Origin of the sequence: Mesorhizobium sp. KR9-304 (assembly GCF_040049215.1) — a bacterium.
Taxonomy (GTDB): Bacteria; Pseudomonadota; Alphaproteobacteria; order Rhizobiales; family Rhizobiaceae; genus Mesorhizobium_K.
This window is the reverse complement of the sequence record NZ_JBDZDN010000002.1, coordinates 88,914-103,394: the sequence shown is the minus strand read 5'-3', so window position 1 is coordinate 103,394 and position 14,481 is coordinate 88,914. Positions and strand designations below refer to the sequence as shown.

General features: G+C 66.3%; 12 protein-coding genes. 4 read left to right on the top strand and 8 right to left on the bottom strand.

What is annotated here, in order from left to right:
- The first annotated feature begins 342 nt into the window (after nucleotides 1–342).
- Entirely contained in the window at nucleotides 343–2,874 is a 2,532-nt protein-coding gene (locus ABLE71_RS12725) for a ComEC/Rec2 family competence protein (RefSeq protein ID WP_348783820.1), read from the top strand.
- On the opposite strand, the gene lexA is transcribed toward ABLE71_RS12725, so the two are convergent.
- The 6 genes from lexA to ABLE71_RS12695 form a co-directional block, all read right to left on the bottom strand.
- Nucleotides 2,868–3,584 carry a transcriptional repressor LexA gene (gene lexA, locus ABLE71_RS12720; protein WP_348783819.1) on the bottom strand — a complete coding sequence of 239 codons (717 nt, stop codon included), beginning with the start codon at nucleotides 3,582–3,584 and terminating at the stop codon, nucleotides 2,868–2,870. The genes ABLE71_RS12725 and lexA overlap by 7 nt on opposite strands.
- 118 nt (nucleotides 3,585–3,702) lie before the next feature.
- The gene (glp, locus tag ABLE71_RS12715; RefSeq protein WP_348783818.1) at nucleotides 3,703–4,911 is read right to left on the bottom strand and encodes a gephyrin-like molybdotransferase Glp; all 1,209 of its coding nucleotides are present in this window, start codon (nucleotides 4,909–4,911) and stop codon (nucleotides 3,703–3,705) included.
- Nucleotides 4,908–5,423 (bottom strand): cyclic pyranopterin monophosphate synthase MoaC, encoded by a 516-nt coding sequence (moaC, locus tag ABLE71_RS12710; protein WP_348783817.1) that lies wholly within the window; start codon nucleotides 5,421–5,423, stop codon nucleotides 4,908–4,910. Before moaC ends, glp begins: the two co-directional genes overlap by 4 nt.
- 3 nt (nucleotides 5,424–5,426) lie before the next feature.
- On the bottom strand, nucleotides 5,427–6,239 hold the full coding sequence (trpC, locus tag ABLE71_RS12705) for an indole-3-glycerol phosphate synthase TrpC (protein WP_348783816.1): 813 nt from the start codon (nucleotides 6,237–6,239) through the stop codon (nucleotides 5,427–5,429).
- Between the two features lie 5 nt (nucleotides 6,240–6,244).
- A complete protein-coding gene (gene trpD, locus ABLE71_RS12700; RefSeq protein ID WP_348783815.1) occupies nucleotides 6,245–7,255 on the bottom strand; it encodes an anthranilate phosphoribosyltransferase in 1,011 nt (336 codons plus the stop codon).
- A gap of 18 nt (nucleotides 7,256–7,273) precedes the next feature.
- Complete coding sequence (locus ABLE71_RS12695; protein ID WP_348783814.1) at nucleotides 7,274–9,163, bottom strand: SurA N-terminal domain-containing protein; 1,890 nt, start codon at nucleotides 9,161–9,163, stop codon at nucleotides 7,274–7,276.
- A 153-nt stretch (nucleotides 9,164–9,316) separates the two neighbouring features.
- Between ABLE71_RS12695 and tpiA the strand changes: the two genes are divergently transcribed.
- Together tpiA and ABLE71_RS12685 are read left to right on the top strand one after the other, a co-directional pair.
- Nucleotides 9,317–10,081, top strand: coding sequence for a triose-phosphate isomerase (gene tpiA, locus ABLE71_RS12690; protein WP_348783813.1), 765 nt, complete (start codon nucleotides 9,317–9,319; stop codon nucleotides 10,079–10,081).
- A gap of 193 nt (nucleotides 10,082–10,274) precedes the next feature.
- Nucleotides 10,275–11,312, top strand: coding sequence for a fatty acid desaturase (locus ABLE71_RS12685; RefSeq protein WP_348784465.1), 1,038 nt, complete (start codon nucleotides 10,275–10,277; stop codon nucleotides 11,310–11,312).
- Between the two features lie 14 nt (nucleotides 11,313–11,326).
- Here ABLE71_RS12685 and ABLE71_RS12680 read toward each other — a convergent pair whose 3' ends face one another.
- Both ABLE71_RS12680 and ABLE71_RS12675 read right to left on the bottom strand, forming a co-directional pair.
- Nucleotides 11,327–12,571: an MFS transporter gene (locus ABLE71_RS12680; protein ID WP_348783812.1), complete on the bottom strand. Its 1,245-nt coding sequence runs from the start codon at nucleotides 12,569–12,571 to the stop codon at nucleotides 11,327–11,329.
- A gap of 124 nt (nucleotides 12,572–12,695) precedes the next feature.
- Entirely contained in the window at nucleotides 12,696–13,583 is an 888-nt protein-coding gene (locus ABLE71_RS12675) for a DMT family transporter (protein ID WP_348783811.1), read from the bottom strand.
- A gap of 235 nt (nucleotides 13,584–13,818) precedes the next feature.
- Between ABLE71_RS12675 and secG the strand changes: the two genes are divergently transcribed.
- Entirely contained in the window at nucleotides 13,819–14,292 is a 474-nt protein-coding gene (gene secG / locus ABLE71_RS12670) for a preprotein translocase subunit SecG (RefSeq protein WP_348783810.1), read from the top strand.
- Nucleotides 14,293–14,481 lie beyond the last annotated feature (189 nt).

Here is a 14,481-nt window from a genome sequence, read left to right as displayed (position 1 = left end):
GCAGGTGGGGCGGGGACGGGAATGGCGAAACCACAATCGCCTGAAAGTGTTGGCGAACGCGCATTGTTCGCGCCCGACGACGCGCCCTTCATGCTGCCTTCCGCGCTCCCTCAGTCGACATCAACGGACTCGTTGGCAAAGTCGGCTCCTGCGGCTGACGGCGGCATCTCTTCTGGTGCAGATCCTCAATCCGCAATGCTGGCTCCGCGCCGACTTCGCGAGATAAGCCACCTGTTGCCCAGCCTGCCAGGCCGACCGCGAAAGCCATTCCTTTCGCGCATAGCCGCCGCAGGTCCGCTTGTCCCGTCGCGCGCCGCCTTTGCCGGGGCCGTCGGCTCCGCCGTGTCCATCGAACTCGACCGAGGCGTTGGCTTCATTGTCTTGCCGGTGCTTCTTGCGGTCGGTGCGCTGATCTATTTTTCGCTCGGCCATGAGCCCGGATTCTTGCCGCTTGCCGCCGGCACGGTCGGCCTTGGCGTCCTCGCCTTCGCCAGCCGTGTGCGGCCGGCCCTGCACATGGCGCTGGTCGCGGCGCTGCTTTGCGTTCTTGGCGCGTTCGTCGCCAAAGCGGAAACCTGGCGAGCAGGCACGAAAATGCTCGGCGGCGAGGTGACGACGCGGCTTTCGGGCCGGGTCGTCGAGGCCGAGCATCTCGCCAACGGCCGCGTCAGGCTCACCATCGACGTCACCGGCACCGAGCGCCCCGTTCTTCGCTACGCGCCCGACCGGGTGCGCGTCTCGGCGCGCCGCGTTCCCGAAGGCGTCACGGCGGGATCGGCGGTCACCGGCCTCGTCCGCCTCATGCCGCCCTCCGGACCGGTCAGACCGGGCAGCTACGATTTTTCGTTCGAGAGCTATTTCGACGGCATCGGCGCCAGCGGGTTTTTCCTGCGCGGGCCGGAACTCACGGAAGCGTCCGGAACGATGCCGCCGCTAGCGGCGTTCCAGGCGGCGGTCGAGCGGTTCCGCCATGATGTCGCCCGGCGCATCAGCGGGCGGATCGGCGGACCCGAAGGCGAAATCGCGGCGGCGCTGGTCGTCGGTGTCCGCGCCGGCATCCCGGAGGACGTCAAAGATGCACTGCGGCGCAGCGGCATCTACCACGTCATCTCGATCTCGGGGCTGCATATGGCGCTGGTCGCCGGCACGATCATGGGGCTGCTGCGCGCCGGCTTCGCGCTGTTTCCGGATTTCTCGTCTCGCCGGTCGGTGAAGAAATATGCCGCGGCGCTCGCCATCGTTGGTCTCGCCGGATACCTGTTCATCTCCGGCGCCGAGGTCGCCGCCCAGCGCAGCTTCATCATGCTTGCCATCATGCTGACAGCCGTGCTGTTCGACCGTGCCGCGCTGACGCTGCGCAATCTGGCCATTGCGGCGATCGTGGTCATCTTGCTCTCTCCGCACGAGGTCGTCGGACCGAGTTTCCAGATGTCCTTCGCGGCGACAGCGGCACTCGTCGGCGCCTATGCCGCATGGTCCGACTGGCGCGCCGACCATCCGGGCCAGGCACAAGCCAACCGCTCGCTGGCTCGCAGAGCCGTCCGCTACCTCTTGCTTGCGGCCGCCGGGCTTGCCGTGACCTCGATCGTGGCGGGCGGGGCAACCGCCATCTACGCGGCCTGGCATTTCCAGCAGATGCCTTCGCTCGGCCTCTTCACCAACCTCGCGGCCATGCCGATCGTCTCGGCGGTGGTGATGCCCTTCGCGGTGCTCGGCGCGCTCGCCATGCCGTTCGGGCTCGACGGTCCGTTCTTCGACGTGATGGGGCTCGGCCTCGGCGCGACGATCGCAATTGCGCGCTGGTTTTCCGAGCGCTCGCCCACCGACATGGTCGGCCTCGTCCCACCGGCCTCGGTGGCTATCCTTACGATCGCCCTATTAATTGCCACGATCTGCTCGACCTGGCTGCGCATCGCGGCAGTGCCGGTGGCGCTCGCGGGTCTACTGCTGCTTTTCGACCAGCCTCGGCCTGATCTTTTCATCGCCGAGGACGGTCGCCTGGTCGGGCTTGGCCTTGGCCACGGACGCATCGCCGTCAATCGCTCGAGGCCCAACGAATTCACCATCGACAACTGGAAACGCGCCTTGCGTGCGAGCGAGGTCGTGCGGCCGGAAGGGAAACAGGAGCGGGTGGCGGCGGCCAAGCCGAGCGAAACTGCTGATGGCAAATTGGCAGCTGAACAGCAGCACCCCCTCACCGTCTCGGTCCTTCGGACCTCGCCACCTCTCCCCCTGCCCGGGGGAGAGGAGCCGCCAATAGCCGGCGTCGCGACTTCTCAGAAACTGGGTTCCTCGCCCCCACAAAGTGGGCGAGAGGTGGCTCGGGCGAAGCCCGAGACGGTGAGGGAGGATTTCGCCTTGTGTGATGATCCCGTCAACTGCCCGGAAAGCGCCAGCCTATTGCAACGGCCAACCACCGACGGCTTCGTCTGCGCCGATGCGCTTTGCCTGGCCCGTCATCCCTCCGGAGCGATCGTCGCTCATGCGCTCGACGCCGAAGCAGCAATGGACGTCTGCGCCACTGCGAGCGTCATCGTCATCGATGATGCGGCGGCGAAGGGCGTCTGCCGCTGGAAGGATGTTCTGGTCGTCACCAAGCGCGACCTCGCGCTCAACAGCAGCGCCGCGATCACGTTTTCAGGTGAGGCCATCGGCGAAGCACCGCGCGTCGCCGCCACGATCGAATATGCAATCAGCCGGCCGTTCCGGCCCTGGCACGAGCAGCGCCGTTTCTCACGCGAGGCGCGGGGCCTCGCGCCCTATCGGCGACCGGACAAGCCAGCGACGCCGACCAAAGGCGCACCGGATTCGCCCTCCCTGGGGCCGGATCCTGCTTCACCGACCGAATCCGCTGATCCGAAAGATGCTCAGTAGCGACGGATCAGCCCGACCAGCTTGCCCTGCACCTTGACCCGGTCGGGTCCGAAGATGCGCGTCTCGTAGGCCGGATTGGCGGCCTCGAGCGCGATCGACGCGCCCTTGCGGCGAAAACGCTTCAGCGTCGCTTCCTCCTCGTCGACCAGCGCCACCACGATCTCGCCGGGGTTGGCCGTCGAGGCGTTCTTGATGATGACCGTATCGCCATCGAAGATGCCGGCCTCGATCATCGAGTCGCCCTTCACCTCCAGCGCGTAATGCTCGCCCGACGAAAGCATCTCCGGCGGCACCATGATCGCATGGGTCTTGTGCTGGATCGCGTCGATCGGCACGCCCGCCGCGATACGGCCCATAACCGGGACGGAGACCGCGGCACTCGCGTCATCGTCGTTGCTGGCGGAGCGCGCACGCGGCGCTTCATGATTTCGCCCATGGCCACCCTGGATGACGCTCGGCGAGAATTTCCTGGCCCCGTTGAGGCCCGGCGCGATCGAATCGGGCAGCCGCAGCACCTCCAGCGCGCGCGCCCGGTTGGGCAGGCGGCGAATGAAGCCGCGCTCCTCGAGCGCGGTGATCAGCCTATGGATGCCCGACTTCGACGCTAGGTCGAGCGCATCCTTCATCTCGTCGAAGGAAGGCGGAATGCCCTGCTCCTTCAACCGCTCGTGGATGAAGAGGAGAAGTTCATGTTGCTTGCGTGTCAGCATAGGAATTTCCCCCGGAATCAAACAGGAATCGAACGTCAAACAAAACCAGAACAAACACTATCTGTTCCAGTTGTGTTCCGCAACTGTTTAAATTTTAATGAATTCGTTGACGATTTGTTCAGCGTAACAGCAGCAGGAGGCAGGCATCGCCCGCCTTGGCGGCCGGCGCGTGGGGCGCTCGAACGACCAGCCCGCCAGCGTCGGCGAGAAGCTTCAGCATCGAAGAATCCTGCACCCCGAAGGGTGTGGCGAGGTATCCGCTTTTTGTTCGCGAGACGGCGGCGCGCACATAATCCTGGCGCGTGTCGTTGGCGGGCATCGGCGCGCCGAGCACGGCCTCGACGATACGGTCCTCGTGCGTGCGTCCGCCGAGTTCTGCCAGCAGCGGCTTGAGGAAGAGATGCGAGCAGACCAGGCTCGCCACGGGGTTACCCGGCAATCCGACGCAACGGGTATCTCCTAGCCGCCCGAACATCAGCGGTTTTCCGGGGCGCATGGCGATCTTCCAGAAGTCGAGCTCCATGCCGAGGCCGGTCAGCGCCTCCTGCACGAGGTCGTGGTCGCCGACCGAGGCGCCGCCGAGCGTCACGATCACGTCGGCGCCGGCGTCCATCGCTTGTCTCACCAGCGCCGAGATCGCCTCGACCTTGTCCGGCGCGATGCCGAGGTCGAGCACGCGCGCCCCGGCTTCGCTTGCGATCGCCGCCACGCCGTAGGCGTTCGACGCGATGATCTGGTCCGGTCCCGGCTTGCTGCCGGGCGCCAGCAGCTCGTCGCCGGTGGCGATGATCGCGACCAGCGGTTTTTTCACCACGGACACGGCAGGGTGGTTCGCCGCCGCCGCGAGCGACAGGGCGGCCGCGTCGAGCACGCGGCCTGTTTCCAGCAGCTTCTGCCCCTCCGCGAAGTCGAGACCGACCGCGCGGATGTGCCTGTTGGCCGCGACAGTCTCGAAGACCTCTATCGCGTCGCCGCCGAGCTTTCTGACATTCTCCTGGATGGCGATGGTATCGGCGCCCTCGGGCACCGGCGCGCCGGTGAAGATGCGCACCGCTTCGCCCTTGCTCACCCTGCCGGGAAACAGCTTTCCCGCCGCCGCCATGCCGATGACGGTCAGCCTTGCGGCAACCTGCGCCACGTCCTCCGCGCGCACCGCATAGCCGTCCATTGCCGAGGCGGGGAAGGGCGGCTGGGTCCTGAGCGCCGCGACGGGTTGCGCCAGCACCCTGCCTGCGGCCTCGGCCAGCGGCACGGTCTCTGCCGCAAGCGGTCCGGCGCCGGCGAGCAGGCGCGCAATCGCCTCGTCGACCAGCAGCAGTCCGGTCATTTTTTTGCCCGAAGTCCGGACCGGGAATCGGCCCTGTAGTCGCCCGACTTGCCGCCGGTCTTTTCGACCAGCCTGATGCCGGAGATCACCATGGCGCGGTCGATCGCCTTGGCCATATCGTAGATGGTGAGGCAGGCGACGGAGGCGGCCGTCAGCGCCTCCATCTCGACGCCGGTCTTTCCGGTCACGCGCGCCAGCGCGGTGACGCGCAGGCCGGGCAGCGCCTCGTCGGGCTCGATGTCGACCGCTACCTTGGTCAGCAGCAGCGGGTGGCAGAGCGGAATCAGCTCATGCGTCCGCTTGGCGGCCATGATGCCGGCGATGCGCGCCGCGCCCAGCACGTCGCCCTTTTTCGCATTGCCTTCGAGGATCGTCTTCAGCGTTTCCGTCCGCATCGTGATCGTGCCTTCGGCGACCGCTGTGCGCGTCGTTTCGGCCTTGGCGCCGACATCGACCATGTCGGCCTTGCCGTCCGCGCGGAGATGAGTGAGGCCGGCCGCTTTCTTCGCCATCGGTCAGGCCCGCATGGCGGTCGGCGCGCGCTCCAGCAGCGCCCGCGTCACGGCGGTCACGTCGGCATGCCGCATCAGGCTCTCGCCGACGAGGAAGACGCCGATGCCGGCGCGATCGAGCCTCAGGCAGTCGTCATGGGTGAAGATGCCGCTCTCGCCGACCAGCAGCCGGTTATCAGGCACCAGCCTGGCCAGCCGCTCCGAGGTTTCGAGACTTGTCTCGAAAGTCCTGAGGTTGCGGTTGTTGATGCCGATCAGTTTTGACGAAAGCTTCAGCGCGCGTTCGGTCTCGGCCTCGTCGTGGACTTCGACAAGTGCGTCCATACCGAGTTCCAGCGCTGTCTCTTCCAGCGCCTTAGCGGCGTCGTCATCGACGCTCGCCATGATGATCAGGATGGCGTCGGCGCCCCACGCGCGGGCTTCAAACACCTGGTAGGGCTCGAACATGAAATCCTTGCGCAGCGCCGGCAGCTTCGTCGCGGCCCGCGCCGCGGTCAGGAATTCAGGCGCGCCCTGGAAGGACGGCTTGTCGGTCAGCACGGAGAGGCACGCCGCGCCGCCCTTCTCATAGGCGTGCGCCAGCGCCGGCGGATCGAAATCCGCGCGGATCAGCCCCTTCGACGGGCTTGCCTTTTTGATCTCGGCGATGAGCGCGAAATCACCGGCCTTGCGCTTCGCCTCAAGTGCAGCGAGGAAACCACGCGGGCTTTCGGTGTCACGTGCTTTCGCCTTGATTTCCGCCAGCGGAACGCGCGACTTGGCCGCGGCGATCTCCTCGCGCTTGTAGGCCTCGATCTTCTGCAGGATGTCGGCCACGCTCGTCACCCGTTCGATACGGCGACGAGCCGGTCGAGGACTTTCGCCGCCTTGCCGCTGTCGATCGCCTGGGCGGCCTGCGCGACGCCTTCCTGGATTGTCGCCGCCTTGCCGGCCACCACCAGCCCGGCGCCGACGTTCATCAGCACCGTGTCGCGGTAGGCGCCGGGGGCGCCGTTGAGCAGGAGCCTGAGTGCGGCCGCATTGAAGGCAGCGTCGCCGCCGCGCAGATCCTCCTTGCGGTGGCGCTTCAGCCCGACCTCCTCCGGCGTCAGCGTGAAGCTGCGCAACTTGCCGTCGGCAAGCTCGACCACCTGCGTCTCGCCGGTCGCGGTGATTTCGTCATAGCCGTCGCCATGCGCCACCCAGGCGCGCTCGGCGCCTAGCGTCTTCAGTGCCTCGGCCACCGGCCTGATCCACTCCGGCGCGAAGACGCCGACCATCTGCCGCTTCACGCTGGCCGGATTGGACAGCGGCCCGAGCAGGTTGAAGATGGTGCGCGTCCCAAGTTCGGCGCGCGTCGGTCCGACATGGCGCATCGCCGGATGGTGCGCCGGCGCGAACATGAAGCCGACGCCCGCCTCCACGACGCAGAAGCCGATGGCTTCGGGAGAGAGGTCGATCTTGACGCCGAGCGCGCCGAGCACGTCGGCCGCGCCGGTCTGCGAGGAGAGCCCGCGGTTGCCGTGCTTGGCGACCGGCACGCCGGCGCCCGCGATGACAAAGGCGGAGGCCGTCGATATGTTGACGCTGTGCGAACCGTCGCCGCCGGTGCCGACGATGTCGATCGCGCCCTCGGGCGCCTCGACGCGCAGCATCTTGTCGCGCATCGTCGCCACCGCGCCGGAAATCTCGTCGACGGTCTCGCCGCGCACGCGCAGCGCCATCAGGAAGCCGCCGATCTGGCCCGGCGTCGCCTCACCGGACATGATGATCTCGAACGCTTCGCGAGCCTCCTCGAAGGAGAGCGCCTTGCCGCCCGCAACCTTCGCGATGTGTTCCTTGAGTGTCGCCATCCCCCGACCCGTGCTTCCCTAGAAGGCCAGCGCCTGTTCGATCGCCGCTCGGTTGACCGTCACGCTATATTCGCCCTGTAGCTTGGCGACGAGCTGGTCGAGCAGGTCGTCGGCCATGCCCGAGGCGAAGGATTTTTGCGCGTCCTCCGGGATGGAGTTGGCGTCCGCGCCCGCGGGCTCGAACACTTCCGTCACCTTGAACACGATCTGCGCGTCGCCGGTCGGCGCCGGCACGAGACCCGAGCCGCCTTCGGCCACGCCGAAAATCGCCGTGACGCCGGCGCGGCCGAAGTCGGCATCGTCGGATTCGCGCTTCAGGCCGCGCTTGATCTGCTTCTCGAGGCCGAATTCAGCCGCCAGCGCGTCGATCTGCGCCCCGTCCTTCAGGCGCTTCTCGATGTCGGCCGCTTTGATCCCCACGCGCTTCTCCGTCTCGGCTTGCTTCCAGTCGGCGACCACCTTGGCCTTTACCTCGTCCAGCGTGCGGTCGCGGGCAGGGGTGATGCCTTCGATTTCGTAGAAGACATAGCCCGTGCTGCCGATGTTAACCGGCGGGTTCTCTATGTTTGCCTCGGTCGCGAAAGCGGCATCCAGCAGTTCCTTTGACTGCGGCAGATCGTTGGCGACCGAGCCGTCCGGACGCTGGGCGGCGCGGTCGATCGCCTCGACGGTCACCACGTCGAGGCCGAGCTTGGCTGCCGCCTCGCGCAGGGAATCACCCGCCGCGCGACTGTCCTCGTAGTTGTCGTGAACGTCGAGCAGGATGCGGTTCGCTTCGGCGATCGCGAGATCCTTGCGGATTTCCGGCGTCGCCTCGGCTAGCGACTTCACCACTTCCGGCGTGATCGCCGTGACGCGCACCAGCACCGGACCGAAGGCCCCGTCGACGATCGGGCTGACCTCGTTCGCCTGCAGCGCGAAGGCCGTCTCGGCGACCGCCGGGTCCGGAACCTTGTCCTTGGCGAAGGTGCCGAGCAGGGTGTCGGCCGCGGTCTTGCCCTGCGCCGTCACGATCGAATCGAAGGTCGCGCCGGCACTGATCGAATCGAGCGCCGTCTGGGCCGCGTCTTTGGTGGGGAACACGAGCTGCTCGATCGTGCGTGTCTCCGGCGTCGTAAAACGGGCGATGTTCCTGTCGTAGTCCTCCTTCACCTGCGCGTCGCTGATCGCGGATTCGTCGGTGATGTTTTCTGGAACCAGCTCGACATAAGCGATCTTGCGGTATTCAGGCGCCGCGTAGCTCTGCTTGTTCTCCTCGAAATATGTGGACAACACGGCGTCCGTCGGCTCCTCCACCGGCTCGACCAGCGACTTTGGCAGTGCGATGTATTCCGCCGTGCGATCCTCGCCACGGTAGAGCGCCACCGCGCGCAGGAAGGTGTCCGGCGCTTTCAGACCGTCCGAGACAGCCTCGACGATCTGCTGGCGGATCGCCACCTGGCCGCGGTTCTGCAGATAGTCCTCGGGCCGCATGCCGATCTGGCGCAGCACATATTCGAACTGCTGGCGGTCGAACTGCCCGTTCGCTCCTTTGAAAGCCGGATCGTCCATGGTGAGTTGCGCCAGCTTGTCCTGCGACAGGCCGAGCCCGAGCTCGCTCGCCTGCTCGTCGAGCACCGCGCCGGCGACGAGCTGCGCCAGCACCTGGTCCTCGATGCCCAGCGCCTTCGCCTGCTCGCGCGTGAGCCGCGCGCCGAACTGCTGCGACATCACCGCGATCTGGCGGTCGTAGGCGAGACGGTATTCAATCGGCGACACGGTGGTGCCGCCGGCGGCCACGACCGAATTGCCGCCGAATCCGGTCACCAGCGAGCCGGAGATGCCCCAGACCGCGAAGCTCACCACGAGCAGCACGAGAAGCAGTTTGGCCACCCAGGTTCCGGCGGCGTTTCTGAGCGCAGAAAGCATGAATAGTCCCGGTTTGGCGCATCCGTGCGGACGCGCGTTCAGTCGCAACGAAGCGCAATAGCGCCCTTCCGCGATACTGTCGATTGCTTTGTGTCCTGATTTTGGTAGGGAAAGCGTCCGGCGGCCGCCACGATCTGCAGAGGAGCTTCGTCCATGACCCCAGGAATTCGCCCTCTGGTCGCCGGCAACTGGAAGATGAACGGCACGGGCGCCTCGCTCAACGAGCTGCGCGCCATCGGCCATGGCTTCATGTCCGGGCTCGATGCCGAGACGGACGCGCTGATCTGCCCGCCCGCCACCTTGCTCACGCGCGCCGTCGAAGTGCTGAAGACCACGCCGGTCAAGGTCGGCGGCCAGGACTGCCACGCCAAGGAGAGCGGTGCGCATACCGGCGACATCTCCGCCGAGATGTTGAAGGAAGCTGGCGCATCGCATGTCATCGTTGGCCATTCCGAACGCCGCACCGACCATGGCGAGACGGACGCCATCGTGCGGGCCAAGGCCGAAGCCGCCTGGCGCGCCGGCATCGTCGCCATCATCTGCATCGGCGAGACCAGGGCAGAACGCGAGCTGGGCGCGACGCTCGACATTCTTTCCCGTCAGATCGCCGGCTCGGTGCCGGCCACCGCGACCGGACACAACACCGTGATCGCGTATGAGCCGGTCTGGGCGATCGGCACCGGCCTCACGCCGACGACGGCCGACGTCGCCGCGGCGCACGCGCATATCCGCGCCGAACTGAAGGAACTGCTGAGCGCGGAATCGGCCGGGATCCGCATCCTCTACGGCGGCTCCGTGAAGCCCACCAACGCCGTGGAACTGCTGGCGGTGAACAATGTTGACGGCGCGCTGGTCGGTGGCGCCAGCCTCAAGTCCGCCGATTTCCTCGGCATCGCGGAAGCATACCAGTCGATCTGAACGGGGCTTCGCGGTCGACGGTCCATCACACGACGACTGCGTCTCAACGCCGCCGCTGCTATTTGTTGTGTCAAAAGGACCGTCGATCTGCCATACAGCGTTTTGTCCTCGCGTGGTGACGCGATATGGACGGTTGGGAGATTTTGTGAACAGTTCTGCCGCGGCTGGCTTGGCCGCCACGCTGGCCCCGGAGATGACGCCGGAGACAGGCCTCGATAAAGACCCTCGCTCGTGGACCAAGATTCTCGGCCGATATCGTCGCCCCAACACGGCCCGCAGTACGCTTGAGATCGTCGCGACCGTGCTCCCGTTCGCGCTGCTCTGGGCGGTGTCTTCCCTTGCCGTCGTCAACGGCTATTGGTGGGGGCTTTTGCTGACGGTCCCGGCGGCCGGGTTTCTGGTCCGTCTTTTTGCCTTGCAGCACGATTGCGGGCACGGCGCGCTCTTCTCTCGGCGCGCCGCCAATGACTGGACCGGCCGCACGCTCGGCATCCTGACGTTTACGCCATACGACTACTGGCGCCGCACCCATGCCATCCATCACGCGTCCGCCGGCAATCTCGACGAACGCGGCGTAGGCGATATCCATACGCTGACCGTCCGCGAGTATCGCGCGCTGCCGTGGCGGGGCCGTGCGCAGTATTGGCTCTACCGTCATCCGGTGGTGATGTTCGGCATCGGTCCCGCCTGGGTCTTCCTTTGCCAGTACCGTTTGCCGCTCGGCCTCATGCGCGCCGGCCTGCAGCCCTGGGTCTCTACCATCGCGACCAATCTCGGCATCGCCGTGCCGGCGATTCTGCTGATCTGGCTGCTCGGGTTCTGGCCCTTCCTCATGGTTCAACTGCCGATCACCCTTCTGGCGGCCACCGCCGGGGTCTGGCTGTTCTTCGTCCAGCACCAGTTCGAGGATACCCACTGGTCGCAGGCGGAGGACTGGAATTTCCAGCATGCAGCCCTTCACGGCAGTTCCCACTACGAGCTTCCCGCGGTGCTCAGGTGGTTCACCGGAAACATCGGCATCCACCATGTGCACCATCTGTCGAGCACGGTGCCTTTCTACCGGTTGCCGCAGGTACTGCGCGATTATCCCGAACTGCGGGACGTCGGCCGCATCGGGCTTGTCGAGAGCCTGCGCTGCGTCAAGCTGGTGCTATGGGACGAAAGCGCCCGCCGCCTGATCTCATTCCGTGAGGCGAGGGCAGGCAATCGGCTTGTCCCACAATCGATCTGAGGCGCGACGCCCGCCTACGACGTTGGGTGGGGCGAGCCCTCCCGCATCAGCAACGCCACAACCGTTCCCGAGGCGAAGGTCAGCGCGCCGATCGTGCCGATTGCCCATGCGAGGCCGAAGAAGTCGGCGATGAGGCCGGCCGAGAGCGCGCCGATCGCATAGCCGAGGTCGCGCCAGAAGCGGTAGACGCTGAGCGAGCGCGCCCGCCATGACGGATGCGATGCGTCGGAGACGGCCGCGATCAGGCTCGGATAGACCATCGCCGTGCCGAGGCCGAGAAAGACGCTCGCAACCAGCCACCAGCCGAAGTCGCGGGTTAGGGCGGTGAGCAAGAGCGCCGCCGCCTGCACCCACATGCCGCCGACGATCAGGCCTTTGCGGCCCCAGCGGTCACTGAGCGGCCCGGTTACCACTTGAAGCAGGCCCCATACGACTGGATAGGCGGCCTTCAGGACGCCGATGCGTTCGACACCGAGACCGTTGGCGGCGAAGAACAACGGAAAGATGCCCCAGCTCATGCCGTCATTGAGGTTGTTGACGAGCCCCGCCTGCGAAGCGGCGAACAGATTGCGGTCACGGAAGGAGGTCAGCGCAAACACCTCGCGAAAAGTCAGCGGCGAAGCCTCCTTCGTATGGCTCGCCATCTCCAGCTGCACGTGGCCACGGGTGTCGCGCACCAGCAGGATCGACAGCGCCGTGCCGAGGACTGCGTAACCGACGCCCAGGTAAATCGGCACCGGGCGCAGGCCGTACTTGGCGGCGAGGTACCCTGTCAGGAAGGCGGTGACGCCGACCGCGAGATAACCGGCGAACTCGTTCAGGCCGACCGCCAGGCCGCGGCCCTTCGGCCCAACGAGGTCGATTTTCATGATCACTGTCATCGACCAGGCAAACCCCTGGCTGACGCCGAGCAGCGCATTTGCTGCGATCACCCAGCCCCAGCTCGGCGCCCAAAGGATCATGAACGGCACGGGAAGCCCGAACAGCCAGCCGAGCACAAGCACGCGCTTGCGTCCCCATTTGTCCGCGAGTTGGCCTGAGACGAGGTTGGCGAGGGCCTTCACCACGCCGAAACTGACGATGAAGGAGACGATCAGCGTTGTCGACGCGATCCCAAATTCTTCCGTGCCGATCAGCGGCACCACCGTGCGCTCGATGCCGACCATGCCGCCGACGAAGGCGTTGATCAGCACCAGGAGCGAAAACTGCCGCCAGTTGGCTTTGAGGCCGAGCGCGATTTCACGTGGTGGCTGCCGCAATGGCGTCATCTTGGCGCCGGCCACACGTCCAGATCGGCATGAAGGAGCTGTCTGAGGATCATGGGCCTTCCGTCGGTTGCCCTCTGCATCCTATCCTGGCGTGACCACCTGGTGAAGCCGGCCGCTAAGCCACCACCGTGAGCCGGCGTCGGCGCTCGTCGAGCAGCACGACAGCGAGGCCGCTGGCGACGACCAGCGCGATACCCGCCAGCGCCAGCTTGTTCGGCAGTTCGCCAAACACGATCAGCCCGGAGATCACCGCCCACAACGTGAAGCTGTAGTAGAACGGCGCGACCACGCCGGTCGGCCCGATACGGTAGGCCATGAAGATGAAGAAGTGGCCGAAGATCAGGAACAGCCCGGCGCCGGCGAGCAGCGTCAGATGGCGGGTGCCGGGCGTCACCCATTCCTCCGACACCAGATGCGCCACGCCCGCGCCGGCCAGCACCACGACGACCGCCGAAATCGCCACGATCATGCCGGGCACGTGGCCGGCGACGCGCCGGCCGGCGATGTCGCGGGCCGCCGAGAACACCGCGTTGGCGAGCGCCAGCAGGGCATAGACCGAAATCCCCTGCATGGTTGGTTGCGCCACCATCAGCGCGCCGGCGAAGCCGAGCGAGATCAGCGCCATGCGAACGCCGCCGATCTTCTCGCGGAAGAGGAACGAAACGCCGAGCAGGATCAACAGCGGCGTGATCTGGCCGAGCGCCACCACATCGGCGATCGGCATGTTGGCGAGCGCCACCACATAAGAGAGAATCGCAACCAGTTCGAGCACGTTCCTGGTCAGCACACGCGGCTCGAACATCAAATGCATCTCGCGGCGGTAGCCGAGCAGGAAGAGCATCGGCATGCCCCATAGGAAGGCCGCAACGCCGCGCAGGAACAGCACCTCGTAGGGCGGCAGGCCGACGGTCGCCATCTTCATCATCGTGTCGTTGACCACGTAGAAGCCGGTCGAGACGAGCATGAAGAGCGGGCCGCGGATCGCGGTCGGGATGAAATGCATGGTGATAGGCGAGGGGTTGGTGTGCCGGACGTAACGGCAAGATGAGTAGAAGATTGCGCGGCTTTGACAAGGGGCAAGCGCTTTTTGCCCGGTCCTGCGGATTGCAACGGCGGCCTCCGCCCCCATATTCCGGCACGGGCTTGGAAATGCCACGAAAGCATTGTATTGAGCCGCCTTCTTTCAAGGGCCCGCTACCGCGCGCCCGCCCGATCTGCTTCGACCACCTGGTGAATTCATGGAAACCGTCATTATCGTTATTCATCTAATGGTCGTGCTTGCGCTCGTCGGCGTGGTGCTTCTGCAGCGCTCCGAGGGCGGCGGGCTCGGCATCGGCGGCGGTTCCGGCTTCATGACCGCGCGGGGCGCGGCCAACGCGCTGACGCGGGCGACCGCGATCCTGGCGGTGGCCTTCTTCGCCACATCGCTCGGCCTTTCGATCATCGCCCGCTATAGCGCCCAGCCCATCGACATTCTCGACCGGGTTCCACCGGCCGGCCAGGGCCAGAGCGGCGTGCTCGACCAGCTCGGCGGCTCCGACGTTCCCGCGCCGCCGGCTTCCGGCGATACGCCGGCGCCCCCGGCCGATGCGGCAGCGCCTGAGGCTCCCGGCGCCGTCCCGGCCAGTCCGCCGGCGGCCTCCGCTCCGCCGGCAGCCGAAGCTCCGGCAGCCCCCGCTTCGCCGTCCGAGCCGCAGGTTCCCAACCAGTAGACACGCGGGCCGGCCGGTTCGGCCGGCAATCTGCCCTCATTTCGCCGCGATCTGTGTTCCTTTGAACACAGTGGGGGCAAATGCGCATTCATCACGAAGATTCGAACGGCGGAGCGCCTCGGCCACGCTTGAGAGGCGTCACATTAATGCCTTATAAAGCGGCCCGCGGCACTCTCCGCTGGTTGCGGG

Bases quoted from the DNA above. Each gene is read 5' to 3' on its own strand.
- lexA (WP_348783819.1), bottom strand. From the start codon at position 3,584: ATGCTGACACGCAAGCAACATGAACTTCTCCTCTTCATCCACGAGCGG.
- glp (WP_348783818.1), bottom strand. From the start codon at position 4,911: ATGACCGGACTGCTGCTGGTCGACGAGGCGATTGCGCGCCTGCTCGCC.
- moaC (WP_348783817.1), bottom strand. From the start codon at position 5,423: ATGGCGAAGAAAGCGGCCGGCCTCACTCATCTCCGCGCGGACGGCAAG.
- trpD (WP_348783815.1), bottom strand. From the start codon at position 7,255: ATGGCGACACTCAAGGAACACATCGCGAAGGTTGCGGGCGGCAAGGCG.
- ABLE71_RS12695 (WP_348783814.1), bottom strand. From the start codon at position 9,163: ATGCTTTCTGCGCTCAGAAACGCCGCCGGAACCTGGGTGGCCAAACTG.
- tpiA (WP_348783813.1), top strand. From the start codon at position 9,317: ATGACCCCAGGAATTCGCCCTCTGGTCGCCGGCAACTGGAAGATGAAC.
- ABLE71_RS12685 (WP_348784465.1), top strand. From the start codon at position 10,275: ATGACGCCGGAGACAGGCCTCGATAAAGACCCTCGCTCGTGGACCAAG.
- ABLE71_RS12675 (WP_348783811.1), bottom strand. From the start codon at position 13,583: ATGCATTTCATCCCGACCGCGATCCGCGGCCCGCTCTTCATGCTCGTC.
- secG (WP_348783810.1), top strand. From the start codon at position 13,819: ATGGAAACCGTCATTATCGTTATTCATCTAATGGTCGTGCTTGCGCTC.